This is a genomic window from Aquabacterium sp. OR-4, from assembly GCF_025290835.2.
In the GTDB taxonomy this organism is placed as follows: Bacteria; Pseudomonadota; Gammaproteobacteria; order Burkholderiales; family Burkholderiaceae_C; genus Pseudaquabacterium.
Genome location: NZ_JAOCQD020000001.1, coordinates 870,885 through 885,856 on the forward strand (window position 1 = coordinate 870,885; position 14,972 = coordinate 885,856).

General features: G+C 62.1%; 7 protein-coding genes, 4 tRNA genes and 4 rRNA genes. 13 read left to right on the plus strand and 2 right to left on the minus strand.

What is annotated here, in order from left to right; translation table 11 throughout:
• Nucleotides 1-9: 9 nt before the first annotated feature.
• On the minus strand, nt 10-1,119 hold the full coding sequence (locus tag N4G63_RS03610; protein WP_260788733.1) for a hypothetical protein: 1,110 nt from the start codon (nt 1,117-1,119) through the stop codon (nt 10-12).
• 266 nt (nt 1,120-1,385) lie between these two features.
• Between N4G63_RS03610 and N4G63_RS03615 the strand changes: the two genes are divergently transcribed.
• Genes N4G63_RS03615 through N4G63_RS03630 form a run of 4 tightly spaced genes read left to right on the plus strand, consistent with a single transcriptional unit; the run spans nt 1,386 to nt 3,952 of the window.
• The gene (locus N4G63_RS03615) at nt 1,386-1,940 is read left to right on the plus strand and encodes a hypothetical protein (protein WP_260788732.1); all 555 of its coding nucleotides are present in this window, start codon (nt 1,386-1,388) and stop codon (nt 1,938-1,940) included.
• Nucleotides 1,941-1,984: 44 nt separating this feature from the next.
• Nucleotides 1,985-3,238: an MFS transporter gene (locus N4G63_RS03620; RefSeq protein ID WP_260789521.1), complete on the plus strand. Its 1,254-nt coding sequence runs from the start codon at nt 1,985-1,987 to the stop codon at nt 3,236-3,238.
• Between the two features lie 23 nt (nt 3,239-3,261).
• Nucleotides 3,262-3,714 (plus strand): PTS sugar transporter subunit IIA, encoded by a 453-nt coding sequence (locus N4G63_RS03625; protein ID WP_260788731.1) that lies wholly within the window; start codon nt 3,262-3,264, stop codon nt 3,712-3,714.
• Complete coding sequence (locus N4G63_RS03630; protein WP_260788730.1) at nt 3,683-3,952, plus strand: HPr family phosphocarrier protein; 270 nt, start codon at nt 3,683-3,685, stop codon at nt 3,950-3,952. Before N4G63_RS03625 ends, N4G63_RS03630 begins: the two co-directional genes overlap by 32 nt.
• Nucleotides 3,953-4,010: 58 nt before the next feature.
• On the opposite strand, the gene N4G63_RS03635 is transcribed toward N4G63_RS03630, so the two are convergent.
• Nucleotides 4,011-4,844 carry a GNAT family N-acetyltransferase gene (locus N4G63_RS03635; protein ID WP_443112035.1) on the minus strand — a complete coding sequence of 278 codons (834 nt, stop codon included), beginning with the start codon at nt 4,842-4,844 and terminating at the stop codon, nt 4,011-4,013.
• Nucleotides 4,845-5,019: 175 nt separating this feature from the next.
• On the opposite strand from N4G63_RS03635, the gene ptsP reads away from it, so the two are divergent.
• From ptsP to N4G63_RS03680, 9 genes are all read left to right on the plus strand, one after another.
• Nucleotides 5,020-6,795, plus strand: coding sequence for a phosphoenolpyruvate--protein phosphotransferase (gene ptsP / locus N4G63_RS03640; RefSeq protein WP_260788729.1), 1,776 nt, complete (start codon nt 5,020-5,022; stop codon nt 6,793-6,795).
• A 674-nt stretch (nt 6,796-7,469) separates the two neighbouring features.
• A 16S ribosomal RNA gene (locus N4G63_RS03645) occupies nt 7,470-8,998 on the plus strand.
• Nucleotides 8,999-9,150: 152 nt separating this feature from the next.
• A tRNA-Ile gene (locus N4G63_RS03650) sits at nt 9,151-9,227 on the plus strand.
• A 23-nt stretch (nt 9,228-9,250) separates the two neighbouring features.
• Nucleotides 9,251-9,326, plus strand: a tRNA-Ala gene (locus N4G63_RS03655).
• Between the two features lie 309 nt (nt 9,327-9,635).
• Nucleotides 9,636-12,512: ribosomal RNA gene (locus N4G63_RS03660) — 23S ribosomal RNA — on the plus strand.
• Nucleotides 12,513-12,662: 150 nt separating this feature from the next.
• Nucleotides 12,663-12,775, plus strand: a 5S ribosomal RNA gene (rrf, locus tag N4G63_RS03665).
• A gap of 275 nt (nt 12,776-13,050) precedes the next feature.
• Nucleotides 13,051-14,579: ribosomal RNA gene (locus N4G63_RS03670) — 16S ribosomal RNA — on the plus strand.
• The 16S, 23S and 5S rRNA genes sit together here with 4 tRNA genes alongside, the layout of an rRNA operon.
• Nucleotides 14,580-14,731: 152 nt before the next feature.
• Nucleotides 14,732-14,808, plus strand: a tRNA-Ile gene (locus N4G63_RS03675).
• Nucleotides 14,809-14,831: 23 nt separating this feature from the next.
• Nucleotides 14,832-14,907, plus strand: a tRNA-Ala gene (locus tag N4G63_RS03680).
• Nucleotides 14,908-14,972 lie beyond the last annotated feature (65 nt).

The window sequence follows — 14,972 nt, forward strand, 5'->3', positions numbered from 1 at the left end:
GAGCGGTGTTCAGCGGGCGCGGGCCAGCTCCATCATCAGCACTGCCGGCAGGGTGTGGCGCAGGCCGTCGGCGCCCACGCGCGCGCCCTGGGCGCCCATCTCGTAGTCCTGGCCGTCCGGCGCAATTTCCACCAGGGCCACCGGCCGGGGGGCGGCGGCCAGCGCGCCCAGCAGGGTCTTGAGCCCGTCGCCGGCAAAACCGGCCTCGTAGATCAGCACCTGCGGCGTGCCGTCGGCGCAGTACTCGCGCGCCGCCAGCACGGTGGCCACGTAGTCGATGAACAGGTCGTGGCCGCGCAAGGCCTCGCGCACCAGCTGGCGCGCCTCGCGCCGGGCCGCCAGCACCAGCACCTGGCCACCGGCCGTCAACGTGGCGTGGCTGGTGCGGGCCGCGGGCTGGGCCTCGCTGTGCTCGACCGTGTCGCCCACCGTGTGCGGAAACTCGAGCGTCAGCGTGCAATGCACCGCGCCCAGCTCGCGCAGCACGAGCACGCCCGCCACATGGGCGGCGTACTGCAGCAAGAGCCAGTCGAGAGTGTCCAGCGCCTCAAGCTCCTGCGCCGTGGCGGCCATCTCGGCGTGGTCGACCGGGCGGTGGTCGAACTGGCAGGTGACGCGCGCGCGCACCGGCCAGGACTTGAGGTCGAGCCGCCAGTCAAGCGCCGAGCGCGTGGCTCCGCCGGCCCAGTCGGCCGCTGCGCGCAGCAGGCGGTGGATCAGCGTGGCGTCGCCCATCACCTGCAGGTCGGCCAGCAGCTGGCGCTGCCCGGGGCCTTGCGGGCCGGCGTCGCTGGCGCGTTCGGCAATCACTGCGCCCAGCACCTCGGTGAGCGACACGCGCTCGACCGAGGGATGCGCCTGGCCATCGATGAAGCGCGCGATCTGCTGCCCGCGCAGGCCGGCAGTGCGCGCCAGGTCGATTTCGTCGCGCAGCGCCTGCACGCCCAGCCGGTCGATCTTGCCGCTGTGGGCCAGCTGCATCACGCGCTCGAGCGCCTGGGTCAGCGGCACGGCCACCTCGGCCGCCAGGCGCGCCACCACATCGCCCAGTGTGGGCGTGTCATGCGCCGCGGTGGCGGGGTTGGCGGATTCGACGGCAGGGCGGGGGGCGGCAGTCATGTCGGCAGGGTCCGGGATCGGCAGAAGCTCGGTGCAGCGTCGGGTGCAGCACCTCCAGACCCGGTCTGCGGCGGCTGCGGGAATCACCAACCAATGACACTAGCACGCCACCGGCGGGGGCTGGTGTCGACGAGGTAAAAGCTTATTTACGGTTACCTTGGCAGGTGACGGTGAAGGCGAGGGCGAAGGCGGGGCGAGCGGGGTGCCGCAGACCGTGATGCCTGTCACACCCTGGGCGCTGAAGCCAGGCCGGGATAATCCGGGCGATGCTCTCTGACATCCTGCAACGCGGCGGGCGCGCCACCCGCCGCAGCGCCCTGTGGCTGGCCCTGCCGGTCGGGCTGATGGCCTGCTCGCCGGCGCTTGACTGGCGCCAGGTGCAGCCGCCCGGCTGGTCGCTGGTGGCCGCGCTGCCCTGCCGGCCCGACACCGCCGAGCGCCCGGTGCCGTTGGCCGGCGCACCGGTGCTGTTGATGCTGTGGTCGTGCAGCGTCGATGGCCACCTGTACGCCATCGCGTCGGCCGAGCTGGCCGATCCGACCCGCGTGGGCCCCGCGCTGCAGGCGCTGGCCGCTGCGGCCAGCGCCAACCTCGCAGCCCCGGCCGAGCCCGGCCTGGCGGCCAGCGTGCCCGGCATGACCCCGCATGCCGCCGCGCGCCAGCTGCAACTGGCCGGGCGCCGGCCCGACGGCCAGCCGCTGCGCGCCGAGGTGCTGGTGTTTGCGTATGGCACGCGGGTCTATCAGGCCACGGTGCTCGGCCCGCAGGCCAGCCCGGCATTGGCGCGCCCCTTGTTTGATGCACTGCAGGTGCGGCGTTGAGCGCAGCTGCCCTGGCTGCCGGCGTGGCGCACCCGGTGCGTCCGATGGGCCCGGGTGCCGCCGTGGCCATGTTCCTGGCCTTTGCGTTCGCCTACTTCTTCTCGGCCCTGCTGCGTGCCGTCACGGCCACGCTGGCGCCGGTGTTCAGTGCCGAGCTGCAGCTGGCGGCCGGCCAGCTGGGCCTGCTGGCCGGTGCCTACTTCCTGGGCTTTTCGAGCATGCAGCTGCCGCTGGGCAGCGCGCTGGACCGCTGGGGCCCTCGGCGGGTGCTGCTGTGCTTTCTGGCCGTGGCCGTGCTGGGTTGCGGGGCCTTCGCGCTGGCCCGCGGCTTTGTCGAGCTGCTGCTCGCGCGGCTGCTGATCGGCGTGGGCGTCGCGGCCTGCCTGATGGCGCCGCTGACCTGCTTTCGCCACCGCATGTCGACGGCGGCCCAGCTGCGCGCCAATTCATGGATGCTGATGACCGGCTCGCTGGGCATGCTGGCCTCGACCCTGCCGGTGCAGTGGCTGCTGCCGCTCATCGGCTGGCGCGGGCTGTTCGCCATCGTCGGGCTGCTGCTGCTGCTGGCCATGGCGGCGCTGGCGTTGGCCGTGCCGGCCGATGCGCCGCGCAGCGCACCGGAACCCGCGACCCCGGGCTCGCCCCCGCCCGCCACGGCGGGCTACCGCACGGTGTTCGGTCATCCGGCCTTCGTGCGCGTGGCGCCGCTGGGCCTGGTGGTGTATGGCGGCATGGTGGCCATGCAGTCGCTGTGGATCGGCCCGTGGCTCACCCAGGTGGGCGGCCAGTCGCCGGGCGACGCGGCGCGGGGCCTGTTCATCGTCAACCTGGCCATGCTGCTGGCCTTCTTGTGCTGGGGCCTGGCGATGCCACGCCTGACCCGCGCGGGCTGGGCCGGCGAGCGCCTGATCGCCTGGGCCTGGCCGCTGGGCCCGCTGTGCCTGGCCTGGATCCTGTGGCGCGGCAGCGAGGCGGGCGCGTTCTCGTGGGCGCTGTGGTGCGTGTCGACCAGCGTCATCTCGCTCAGCCAGCCGGCCGTGGGCCAGGCCTTTGCTGCGGCGCTGGCCGGGCGCGCGCTGTCGGCCTTCAACCTGATGATCTTCAGCGGCGTGTTCGCCGTGCAATGGGGCATCGGCCTGCTCATCGACGCGCTGCGTGCCGCCGGCTGGCCGGTGGCGCAGGCCCACCGCCTGGCGTTTGGCGTGTTCCTGGTGTTGTGCGTGCTGGCCGGCTTGTGGCTCAACCTGTTGCGTTGGCGTGCGGATCGGGCCGCCACGGCAGGGATCGCCGGCCGATAATGGCCGGCAACCCGACACCCCGCATGCCCACCGGTCTGTTCATCATCGCTCACCAGCCGCTGGCCACTGCGCTGCGGTCAACGGCCCTGCATGCGTTTCCCGACAGCGCCGCCGCGATCGCGGTCTACGACGTGCCGGCCGGCTGCGATACCGAGCGTTACCTGGGTGAAGCCGAGGCGCTGGTGGCCGCGATGCCCTGGCCCGAAACGCTGATCCTCACCGATGTGGTTGGCGCCACACCGGCCAACCTGGCCGCGCAGCTGGTCAAGCAGGGCCGCCGCCGCGCCCTGGCCGGCGTCAACGTGCCCATGGTGTGGCGCGCCCATGCCAATGCCCACCTGCCACTGGACGAACTGTGGTCGAAGGCGCGCGACGGCGCCCTGGCCGCCGTGCAGCCGGTGAGCACCCCGCCGCCCCAGAACCAGGCCCAGAAGGCCAGCGCCCATGCTCCGAACGACCGTCACCATCAGCAATAAGCTCGGGCTGCACGCCCGGGCCTCGGCCAAGCTCACCAAGCTGGCCGGCAGCTTTCGCTGCGAAATCCACCTCAGCCGCAATGGCCGGCGCATCAACGCCAAGAGCATCATGGGCGTGATGATGCTGGCCGCCGGACTGGGCAGCGAGGTTGAGATCGAAGCCGACGGCGCCGACGAACAGGCCGCCATCGATGGCCTGCTGGCGCTGATCAACGACAAGTTCGGCGAAGGCGAATAAACGCCAGGCGTCCCGCGGCGCGCATCGGGCCAAGGGGTGCCGCCGCGGCAGCCGCGGCTCAGCCCAGGAAGTGGCGGCGATAACGCGCTGGCAGGTTGGCCAGCTGCATCATCATCGGCAGGTCGGCGGTGTTGAAGTCGGGGTCCCAGGCGGGCGCGCCCAGCACATGGGCGCCGCAGCGCAGGTAGCCCTTGATCAGCGGCGGCATGTCGGCCGCATGGCCATCCTGCGCCAGTTGCGCCACCGGCAGCGGCAGCCTGGCGCTGACCTGCAGCTCCGGGGCGGCCAGGTGGCGCTGGCGCAGCTGATCCCACAGGCTGGCCGCGGCGTGGCCGCCATCGCGCATGCCGATGCTGGCGCAACCCACCATCGTGCCCAGCGCGTTGCGCTGCATGAAGGCCGCCAATGCGGCCCACAGCGCGATGATCACGCCGCCGGCGCGCCAGTCGGGGTGCACGCAGGAGCGGCCCAGCTCCACCATGTCGTTGCGCAGATGGGCCAACGGCGCCAGGTCGAACTCTGACTCGCTGTACAGGCCACCGGCGCGGCGCGCGGCGGCGGGCGTCAGCACACGGTAGGTGCCGATGACCTCGGGCGCGCGGGTCTCGCTGCCGACCGAGCGCACCAGCAGGTGCTCGCAATGGGCATCGAACGCGTCGGCATCGTGCCCGGCCGGCGTGCCGCTGGGCGGCGACAGGCGCGCGCCCAGTTCTTCGGCAAACACCCGGTAACGCAGACGCTGCGCGGCGCGCACATCCTCGTCATGGCGGGCCCAGGTCACCTCGATGGCGGGCTCGGCATCCGGCGTCGGCATCCGGGCCGGCACGGGCTGGGCCGGCTCGGCCAGCGCGGCGGGCTTGGCGTGGCTGGGCATCACCGGGGCGTGCAGCATCAGTTCCATGGCGCGGTCGATCAGGTGTTGGACTCGCCGCGAATGCTGCGGCCGCGCTGTGACCGACCCATGACCCCTGCATGACCATTGCGTGATGGCCGGACGGCCAGCCCCCCGCGAAAGCCCCCAAGGCCACCGCCGCGCGGCGACGGGGCCGCGCTGCTACATTGCCAGCATGAGCATCCAGATGTTCGGGCTTCCCGTCTCACGCGGCGTGGCCATCGGCCGCGCCGTGCTGGTTGATTCCAGCCGGGTCGACGTGGCGCACTACTTCGTCGAACCCGAGCGCCTGTCCGGCGAGATCGACCGGCTGCGCCAGGCGCGCAACACGGTGGCCGAGGAGCTGGGTACGCTCAAGCGCGACCTGCCCGCCGAGGCGCCGTCCGAGCTGGCAGCCCTGCTCGATGTGCACCTGATGCTGCTGCACGATCCGATGATCACCGACGCGCTGCGCCAGTGGATCGACGTGCGGCACTACAACGCCGAATGGGCCGTCAGCGCCCAGACCGAGGTGCTGGTGCGGCAGTTCGACGAGATGGACGATCCCTATCTGCGCGAACGCAAGGCCGACATCGAGCAGGTGGCCGAACGCCTGCTGCGCGCGCTGGCCCGCGAGGGCAACACCCTGCCGGTGGTGGCTCACCCGCGCGACTTTGCCGGCGAAGACCCGCTGGTGCTGGTGGCCAACGACATCGCCCCGGCCGACATGCTGCAGTTCAAGGGCAGCGTCTTCACCGGCTTCGTCACCGATGTGGGCGGACGCACCTCGCACACGGCCATCGTGGCGCGCAGCATGGACATCCCGGCCGTCGTGGGCGCGCGCGAAGCCAGCCGGCTGGTGCGCCAGGACGATTGGCTGATCATCGATGGCGACACCGGCGCGGTGCTCATCAACCCGTCGCCGATCGTGCTCGAGGAATACCGCTTCCGCCAACGCCAGAGCGAGCTCGAGCGGGCGCGCCTGCACCGGCTGCGCCACACGCCGGCCGTCACGCTCGATGGCGTGCAGGTCGAGCTGCTGGCCAACATCGAGCTGCCGGGCGACGCACCGGCCGCGCTAGAAGCCGGAGCGGTCGGGGTCGGCCTGTTCCGCACCGAGTTCCTGTTCATGAACCGCGGCGGCGACCTGCCCGACGAAGATGAGCAGTTCGAGGCCTACCGCAGCGCCGTCGAGGCAATGAAGGGCCTGCCGGTCACCATCCGCACGGTCGACATCGGCGCCGACAAGCCGCTGGACCGCATGTCGGTGAATGAGCTGCGCCACGAGCACGCCCTCAACCCGGCGCTTGGCCTGCGGGCGATCCGCTGGAGCCTGTCCGAGCCGGCGATGTTCCGCCAGCAGCTGCGCGCCATCCTGCGCGCCAGCGCCTACGGCAAGGTGCGGGTGCTGGTGCCCATGGTGGCGCACCGGCGCGAGGTGCTGGCTATCGTCGACGCACTGAACCGCGCCAAGCAGCACCTGCAAGACCACGCAGTGCCCTTCAACAACGTCGAGCTGGGGGCGATGGTCGAAGTACCGGCCGCCGCGCTGGCCATGCCGATGCTGATGCAGCACTTCGACTTCGTCTCGATCGGCACCAACGATCTGATCCAGTACACGCTGGCCATCGACCGCGCCGACGAGAGCGTGGCCCATCTCTACGACCCCTGGCACCCCGCGGTGCTGACCATGATCGCCAACGTCATCAGCGCCGCCAACAGCGCTGGCAAGCATGTCTCGGTGTGCGGCGAGATGGCGGGCGACACCGCCTTCACCGAGATGCTGGTGGCGATGGGCCTGCGCAGCCTGTCCATGCACCCCAGCCAGATGGCATCGGTCAAGCAGCGGGTACTGCGCACCGACAGCCAGCGCGTTGCGCGATTGCTGCCCAGCGCGCTGCAGGCCGAGGATCCTGCTCAGGCCTGGCAAGCCGCGATGACCGGCCCCAACCCCAAAAGCAGCACGCACTGAAGCGCGACCAGAGTGCTGTGCCTGCACGACAACTGCGGGCCACCACTCAGCAAGCGCCACACCGCTGCGTGCTGACGGCGATTCCAGTACCACCGGCCACCGCCTGCCCAAACGCGACACCAGCCCGCGGGCAAAGCCGGGCTCCATGCCCCTGACAGTCACCCGTGACGAGGCCCACGGCGGTTGCGGGCGGAAGACGTAGGAACCAGAAGCGCGTTCAAGATGCCCAGGCATGCCTTTCAGTGCACAGGCGGTAGGCGGTAGGCGGTAGGCGGTAGGCGGTAGGCGGTAGGCGGGCGGATGTGATGACAGGCCCATGACAACTTTTTTCCAGGCAAGGGTTTACACCGCCCAAAACGCATGCCAGAATAGAAGGCTCTTCAGGACGCAGCGCAAACCGCGAAAGCAAACAGCGCAGCAGCCGGAAGAAACCAAGCGGTTGACAGGGTCTTTATTTCGACGCATAATCCCGCTTCTTTGCTGATAACAAGTCAGCGCGCTGCAAAGCGAAGTTCTTTAACAACATACAGCCGATAAGCGTGGGTGTTTGAAGGCGAGTGCGAATTTGCTGGATGGCGAAAGTCATTTAGCGAGGCCGCAAGGCTTATCAGATGCTCACGGTAAGAGAAGTGAAATGTTCACTTCAATTCCGTTTTGAGCAAAATTTCAAGATCGAACTGAAGAGTTTGATCCTGGCTCAGATTGAACGCTGGCGGCATGCCTTACACATGCAAGTCGAACGGTAACGCGGGGCAACCTGGCGACGAGTGGCGAACGGGTGAGTAATGCATCGGAACGTGCCCAGTAGTGGGGGATAGCCCGGCGAAAGCCGGATTAATACCGCATACGACCTACGGGTGAAAGGGGGGGATCGCAAGACCTCTCGCTATTGGAGCGGCCGATGTCAGATTAGGTAGTTGGTGGGGTAAAGGCCTACCAAGCCGACGATCTGTAGCTGGTCTGAGAGGACGACCAGCCACACTGGGACTGAGACACGGCCCAGACTCCTACGGGAGGCAGCAGTGGGGAATTTTGGACAATGGGCGAAAGCCTGATCCAGCCATGCCGCGTGCGGGAAGAAGGCCTTCGGGTTGTAAACCGCTTTTGTCAGGGAAGAAATCTTCTGGGTTAATACCTCGGGAGGATGACGGTACCTGAAGAATAAGCACCGGCTAACTACGTGCCAGCAGCCGCGGTAATACGTAGGGTGCAAGCGTTAATCGGAATTACTGGGCGTAAAGCGTGCGCAGGCGGTTGTGCAAGACAGGTGTGAAATCCCCGGGCTTAACCTGGGAACTGCACTTGTGACTGCACAGCTGGAGTACGGCAGAGGGGGATGGAATTCCGCGTGTAGCAGTGAAATGCGTAGATATGCGGAGGAACACCGATGGCGAAGGCAATCCCCTGGGCCTGTACTGACGCTCATGCACGAAAGCGTGGGGAGCAAACAGGATTAGATACCCTGGTAGTCCACGCCCTAAACGATGTCAACTGGTTGTTGGACGGCTTGCTGTTCAGTAACGTAGCTAACGCGTGAAGTTGACCGCCTGGGGAGTACGGCCGCAAGGTTGAAACTCAAAGGAATTGACGGGGACCCGCACAAGCGGTGGATGATGTGGTTTAATTCGATGCAACGCGAAAAACCTTACCTACCCTTGACATGCCAGGAATCCTGCAGAGATGTGGGAGTGCTCGAAAGAGAACCTGGACACAGGTGCTGCATGGCCGTCGTCAGCTCGTGTCGTGAGATGTTGGGTTAAGTCCCGCAACGAGCGCAACCCTTGTCATTAGTTGCTACGAAAGGGCACTCTAATGAGACTGCCGGTGACAAACCGGAGGAAGGTGGGGATGACGTCAGGTCCTCATGGCCCTTATGGGTAGGGCTACACACGTCATACAATGGCCGGTACAGAGGGCTGCCAACCCGCGAGGGGGAGCCAATCCCAGAAAACCGGTCGTAGTCCGGATCGCAGTCTGCAACTCGACTGCGTGAAGTCGGAATCGCTAGTAATCGCGGATCAGCTTGCCGCGGTGAATACGTTCCCGGGTCTTGTACACACCGCCCGTCACACCATGGGAGCGGGTTCTGCCAGAAGTAGTTAGCCTAACCGCAAGGGGGGCGATTACCACGGCAGGGTTCGTGACTGGGGTGAAGTCGTAACAAGGTAGCCGTATCGGAAGGTGCGGCTGGATCACCTCCTTTCTGGAAAAAGCACTCAAATTCTCGCACCCACACTTATCGGCTGTATCTTGGCAACAGTGACAAGTGGAGCGTGAGTCTGGTGAGCGTCGACAAGCGATGTGCATCGCCAGTGACGCTGCATTGATGGCCTGGCGCTTCCACAGCGAATGCGCGGGTCTGTAGCTCAGTCGGTTAGAGCACCGTCTTGATAAGGCGGGGGTCGTTGGTTCGAATCCAACCAGACCCACCAACCATTCGAAGGCACTATTCGTTGGGGGATTAGCTCAGCTGGGAGAGCACCTGCTTTGCAAGCAGGGGGTCGTCGGTTCGATCCCGTCATCCTCCACCAATCCATTTGTTCGATACTGACTCAAGCATCTGCCATGTGCGGGTGCTTGAGTCAGTCGTCGTAAGTCGGCTGTTGTTCTTTAACAATTCATAGAGTCGAATCAGCGTTGTCGACGGAAATCTTGAGGCTCGTATAGGGGTCGCAGGAACCGTGCCGTCGGCAACATTTTGATTGCGTCACCAGATATTCAATATCGCAATCGCAAGATTGGGAAGATTGAAGAACGGCATAACGCGTAAATACTCAATTGATCGAAAGATCAAATGCAGTCCTTGACGATGCCTTTGTCAGAAGGCGTCAAAATTATAGGGTCAAGTGACTAAGTGCATGTGGTGGATGCCTTGGCGATTACAGGCGATGAAGGACGTGATAGCCTGCGATAAGCTTCGGGGAGCTGGCAAATTAGCTTTGATCCGAAGATTTCCGAATGGGGAAACCCACCCGCAAGGGTATCGCACACTGAATACATAGGTGTGCGAGGCGAACCGGGAGAACTGAAACATCTCAGTACCTCGAGGAAAAGACATCAACCGAGATTCCGAAAGTAGTGGCGAGCGAAATCGGAACAGCCTGCGCAAGATAGCCATCGATTCATCAAAACGGCATGGAAAGGCCGACCAAAGAGGGTGATAGTCCCGTATGGAAAAAGTCGGTGGTGGTACTAGGTGCGGAACAAGTAGGGCGGGGCACGTGAAACCTTGTCTGAACATGGGGGGACCATCCTCCAAGGCTAAATACTCGTAATCGACCGATAGCGAACAAGTACCGTGAGGGAAAGGCGAAAAGAACCCCGGGAGGGGAGTGAAATAGATCCTGAAACCGCATGCATACAAAAAGTCGGAGCCCGAAAGGGTGACGGCGTACCTTTTGTATAATGGGTCAGCGACTTACATTCAGTGGCAAGCTTAACCGAATAGGGAAGGCGCAGGGAAACCGAGTCCGAATAGGGCGTTTCAGTCGCTGGGTGTAGACCCGAAACCAGGTGATCTATCCATGGCCAGGATGAAGGTGCGGTAACACGCACTGGAGGTCCGAACCGACTAGTGTTGCAAAACTAGCGGATGAGCTGTGGATAGGGGTGAAAGGCTAAACAAACCTGGAGATAGCTGGTTCTCTCCGAAAACTATTTAGGTAGTGCCTCAAGTATTACCATCGGGGGTAGAGCACTGTTATGGCTAGGGGGTCATGGCGACTTACCAAACCATTGCAAACTCCGAATACCGATGAGTACAGCTTGGGAGACAGTGCACCGGGTGCTAACGTCCGGACACAAGAGGGAAACAACCCAGACCGCCAGCTAAGGTCCCTAATATTGGCTAAGTGGGAAACGAAGTGGGAAGGCTAAAACAGTCAGGATGTTGGCTTAGAAGCAGCCACCATTTAAAGAAAGCGTAATAGCTCACTGATCGAGTCGTCCTGCGCGGAAGATGTAACGGGGCTAAGCCAGTAACCGAAGCTGCGGATTCACACGCAAGTGTGAGTGGTAGGAGAGCGTTCTGTACGCCTGTGAAGGTGGATCGTGAGGTCTGCTGGAGGTATCAGAAGTGCGAATGCTGACATGAGTAGCGTTAAAGGGGGTGAAAAGCCCCCTCGCCGTAAGCGCAAGGTTTCCTACGCAACGTTCATCGGCGTAGGGTGAGTCGGCCCCTAAGGCGAGGCAGAGATGCGTAGCTGATGGGAAACAGGTCAATATTCCTGTACCGATCTATAGTGCGATGTGGGGACGGAGAAGGTTAGCTCAGCCGGGTGTTGGATGTCCCGGTTCAAGCCTGTAGTCGTGCCTGGTAGGCAAATCCGCCAGGCTTAGATGAGGGGTGATAACGAGACGGCTTGCCGTCGAAGTGAGTGATACCCTGCTTCCAGGAAAAGCCACTAAGCTTCAGCTATAGACGACCGTACCGCAAACCGACACTGGTGCGCGTGATGAGTATTCTCAGGCGCTTGAGAGAACTCTGGAGAAGGAACTCGGCAAATTGACACCGTAACTTCGGAAGAAGGTGTGCCTTTAGTAGGTGAACCCGTACAGGGGGAGCCCAATGAGGCCGCAGAGAATCGGTGGCTGCGACTGTTTAATAAAAACACAGCACTCTGCAAAGACGAAAGTCGACGTATAGGGTGTGACGCCTGCCCGGTGCTGGAAGATTAAATGATGGGGTGCAAGCTCTTGATTGAAGTCCCAGTAAACGGCGGCCGTAACTATAACGGTCCTAAGGTAGCGAAATTCCTTGTCGGGTAAGTTCCGACCTGCACGAATGGCGTAACGATGGCCACACTGTCTCCTCCAGAGACTCAGCGAAGTTGAAATGTTTGTGATGATGCAATCTCCCCGCGGAAAGACGGAAAGACCCCATGAACCTTTACTGTAGCTTTACATTGGACTTTGAACAGATCTGTGTAGGATAGGTGGGAGGCTTTGAAGCCAGGACGCTAGTTCTGGTGGAGCCAACGTTGAAATACCACCCTGGTGTGTTTGAGGTTCTAACCTTGTCCCGTTATCCGGGATGGGGACAGTGTATGGTAGGCAGTTTGACTGGGGCGGTCTCCTCCCAAAGCGTAACGGAGGAGTTCGAAGGTACGCTAGCCACGGTCGGAAATCGTGGTGATAGTGCATTGGCATAAGCGTGCTTGACTGCGAGACTGACAAGTCGAGCAGGTACGAAAGTAGGACAAAGTGATCCGGTGGTTCTGTATGGAAGGGCCATCGCTCAACGGATAAAAGGTACTCTGGGGATAACAGGCTGATACCGCCCAAGAGTTCATATCGACGGCGGTGTTTGGCACCTCGATGTCGGCTCATCTCATCCTGGGGCTGTAGCCGGTCCCAAGGGTATGGCTGTTCGCCATTTAAAGAGGTACGTGAGCTGGGTTTAAAACGTCGTGAGACAGTTTGGTCCCTATCTTCCGTGGGCGCTGCAAGATTGAGAGAGCCTGCTCCTAGTACGAGAGGACCGGAGTGGACGCACCTCTGGTGTATCGGTTGTCACGCCAGTGGCATTGCCGAGTAGCTAAGTGCGGAAGAGATAACCGCTGAAAGCATCTAAGCGGGAAACTCGTCTCAAGATGAGTCTTGCCGGGGCCTTGAGCCCCCTGAAGAGTCGTTCAAGACCAGGACGTTGATAGGCTGGGTGTGGAAGCGCAGTAATGCGTTAAGCTAACCAGTACTAATTGCTCGTGAGGCTTGACCCTATAATTTTGACGGTACAGCAAATATGCTGTACAATACGTCAAACGACGTTGTGCCGTATCTGGCAAACGCAATCAAAAAGCTGATTCGATACTCTGTGAATTGGTCGGGCTGACGCCGCAAAGGCAAAGTCAGTTCGGCAACAAGTTAAGCCTGATGACCATAGCGAGGTGGTCCCACTCCTTCCCATCCCGAACAGGACCGTGAAACGCCTCTGCGCCGATGATAGTGCGGATTCCCGTGTGAAAGTAGGACATTGTCAGGCTAATATTGAGTGAGAAACGCCCGGTGATCGCCGGGCGTTTTCTTCTCTAAAGAGTGTGATCCTTGTTTTGGATTGCAGCCTTTAGCGAAAGCTAAGCGAGCTGATTGCTCGAGTTCTTTAACAACATACAGCCGATAAGCGTGGGTGTTTGAAGGCGAGTGCGAATTTGCTGGATGGCGAAAGTCATTTAGCGAGGCCGCAAGGCTTATCAGATGCTCACGGTAAGAGAAGTGAAATGTTCACTTCAATTCCGTTTTGAGCAAAATTTCAAGATCGAACTGAAGAGTTTGATCCTGGCTCAGATTGAACGCTGGCGGCATGCCTTACACATGCAAGTCGAACGGTAACGCGGGGCAACCTGGCGACGAGTGGCGAACGGGTGAGTAATGCATCGGAACGTGCCCAGTAGTGGGGGATAGCCCGGCGAAAGCCGGATTAATACCGCATACGACCTACGGGTGAAAGGGGGGGATCGCAAGACCTCTCGCTATTGGAGCGGCCGATGTCAGATTAGGTAGTTGGTGGGGTAAAGGCCTACCAAGCCGACGATCTGTAGCTGGTCTGAGAGGACGACCAGCCACACTGGGACTGAGACACGGCCCAGACTCCTACGGGAGGCAGCAGTGGGGAATTTTGGACAATGGGCGAAAGCCTGATCCAGCCATGCCGCGTGCGGGAAGAAGGCCTTCGGGTTGTAAACCGCTTTTGTCAGGGAAGAAATCTTCTGGGTTAATACCTCGGGAGGATGACGGTACCTGAAGAATAAGCACCGGCTAACTACGTGCCAGCAGCCGCGGTAATACGTAGGGTGCAAGCGTTAATCGGAATTACTGGGCGTAAAGCGTGCGCAGGCGGTTGTGCAAGACAGGTGTGAAATCCCCGGGCTTAACCTGGGAACTGCACTTGTGACTGCACAGCTGGAGTACGGCAGAGGGGGATGGAATTCCGCGTGTAGCAGTGAAATGCGTAGATATGCGGAGGAACACCGATGGCGAAGGCAATCCCCTGGGCCTGTACTGACGCTCATGCACGAAAGCGTGGGGAGCAAACAGGATTAGATACCCTGGTAGTCCACGCCCTAAACGATGTCAACTGGTTGTTGGACGGCTTGCTGTTCAGTAACGTAGCTAACGCGTGAAGTTGACCGCCTGGGGAGTACGGCCGCAAGGTTGAAACTCAAAGGAATTGACGGGGACCCGCACAAGCGGTGGATGATGTGGTTTAATTCGATGCAACGCGAAAAACCTTACCTACCCTTGACATGCCAGGAATCCTGCAGAGATGTGGGAGTGCTCGAAAGAGAACCTGGACACAGGTGCTGCATGGCCGTCGTCAGCTCGTGTCGTGAGATGTTGGGTTAAGTCCCGCAACGAGCGCAACCCTTGTCATTAGTTGCTACGAAAGGGCACTCTAATGAGACTGCCGGTGACAAACCGGAGGAAGGTGGGGATGACGTCAGGTCCTCATGGCCCTTATGGGTAGGGCTACACACGTCATACAATGGCCGGTACAGAGGGCTGCCAACCCGCGAGGGGGAGCCAATCCCAGAAAACCGGTCGTAGTCCGGATCGCAGTCTGCAACTCGACTGCGTGAAGTCGGAATCGCTAGTAATCGCGGATCAGCTTGCCGCGGTGAATACGTTCCCGGGTCTTGTACACACCGCCCGTCACACCATGGGAGCGGGTTCTGCCAGAAGTAGTTAGCCTAACCGCAAGGGGGGCGATTACCACGGCAGGGTTCGTGACTGGGGTGAAGTCGTAACAAGGTAGCCGTATCGGAAGGTGCGGCTGGATCACCTCCTTTCTGGAAAAAGCACTCAAATTCTCGCACCCACACTTATCGGCTGTATCTTGGCAACAGTGACAAGTGGAGCGTGAGTCTGGTGAGCGTCGACAAGCGATGTGCATCGCCAGTGACGCTGCATTGATGGCCTGGCGCTTCCACAGCGAATGCGCGGGTCTGTAGCTCAGTCGGTTAGAGCACCGTCTTGATAAGGCGGGGGTCGTTGGTTCGAATCCAACCAGACCCACCAACCATTCGAAGGCACTATTCGTTGGGGGATTAGCTCAGCTGGGAGAGCACCTGCTTTGCAAGCAGGGGGTCGTCGGTTCGATCCCGTCATCCTCCACCAATCCATTTGTTCGATACTGACTCAAGCATCTGCCATGTGCGGGTGCTTGAGTCAGTCGTCGTAAG

Bases quoted from the DNA above. Each gene is read 5' to 3' on its own strand.
- N4G63_RS03625 (WP_260788731.1), top strand. From the start codon at position 3,262: ATGCCCACCGGTCTGTTCATCATCGCTCACCAGCCGCTGGCCACTGCG.
- N4G63_RS03615 (WP_260788732.1), top strand. From the start codon at position 1,386: ATGCTCTCTGACATCCTGCAACGCGGCGGGCGCGCCACCCGCCGCAGC.
- N4G63_RS03630 (WP_260788730.1), top strand. From the start codon at position 3,683: ATGCTCCGAACGACCGTCACCATCAGCAATAAGCTCGGGCTGCACGCC.
- ptsP (WP_260788729.1), top strand. From the start codon at position 5,020: ATGAGCATCCAGATGTTCGGGCTTCCCGTCTCACGCGGCGTGGCCATC.
- N4G63_RS03620 (WP_260789521.1), top strand. From the start codon at position 1,985: ATGGGCCCGGGTGCCGCCGTGGCCATGTTCCTGGCCTTTGCGTTCGCC.
- N4G63_RS03610 (WP_260788733.1), bottom strand. From the start codon at position 1,119: ATGACTGCCGCCCCCCGCCCTGCCGTCGAATCCGCCAACCCCGCCACC.
- N4G63_RS03635 (WP_443112035.1), bottom strand. From the start codon at position 4,844: ATGCTGCACGCCCCGGTGATGCCCAGCCACGCCAAGCCCGCCGCGCTG.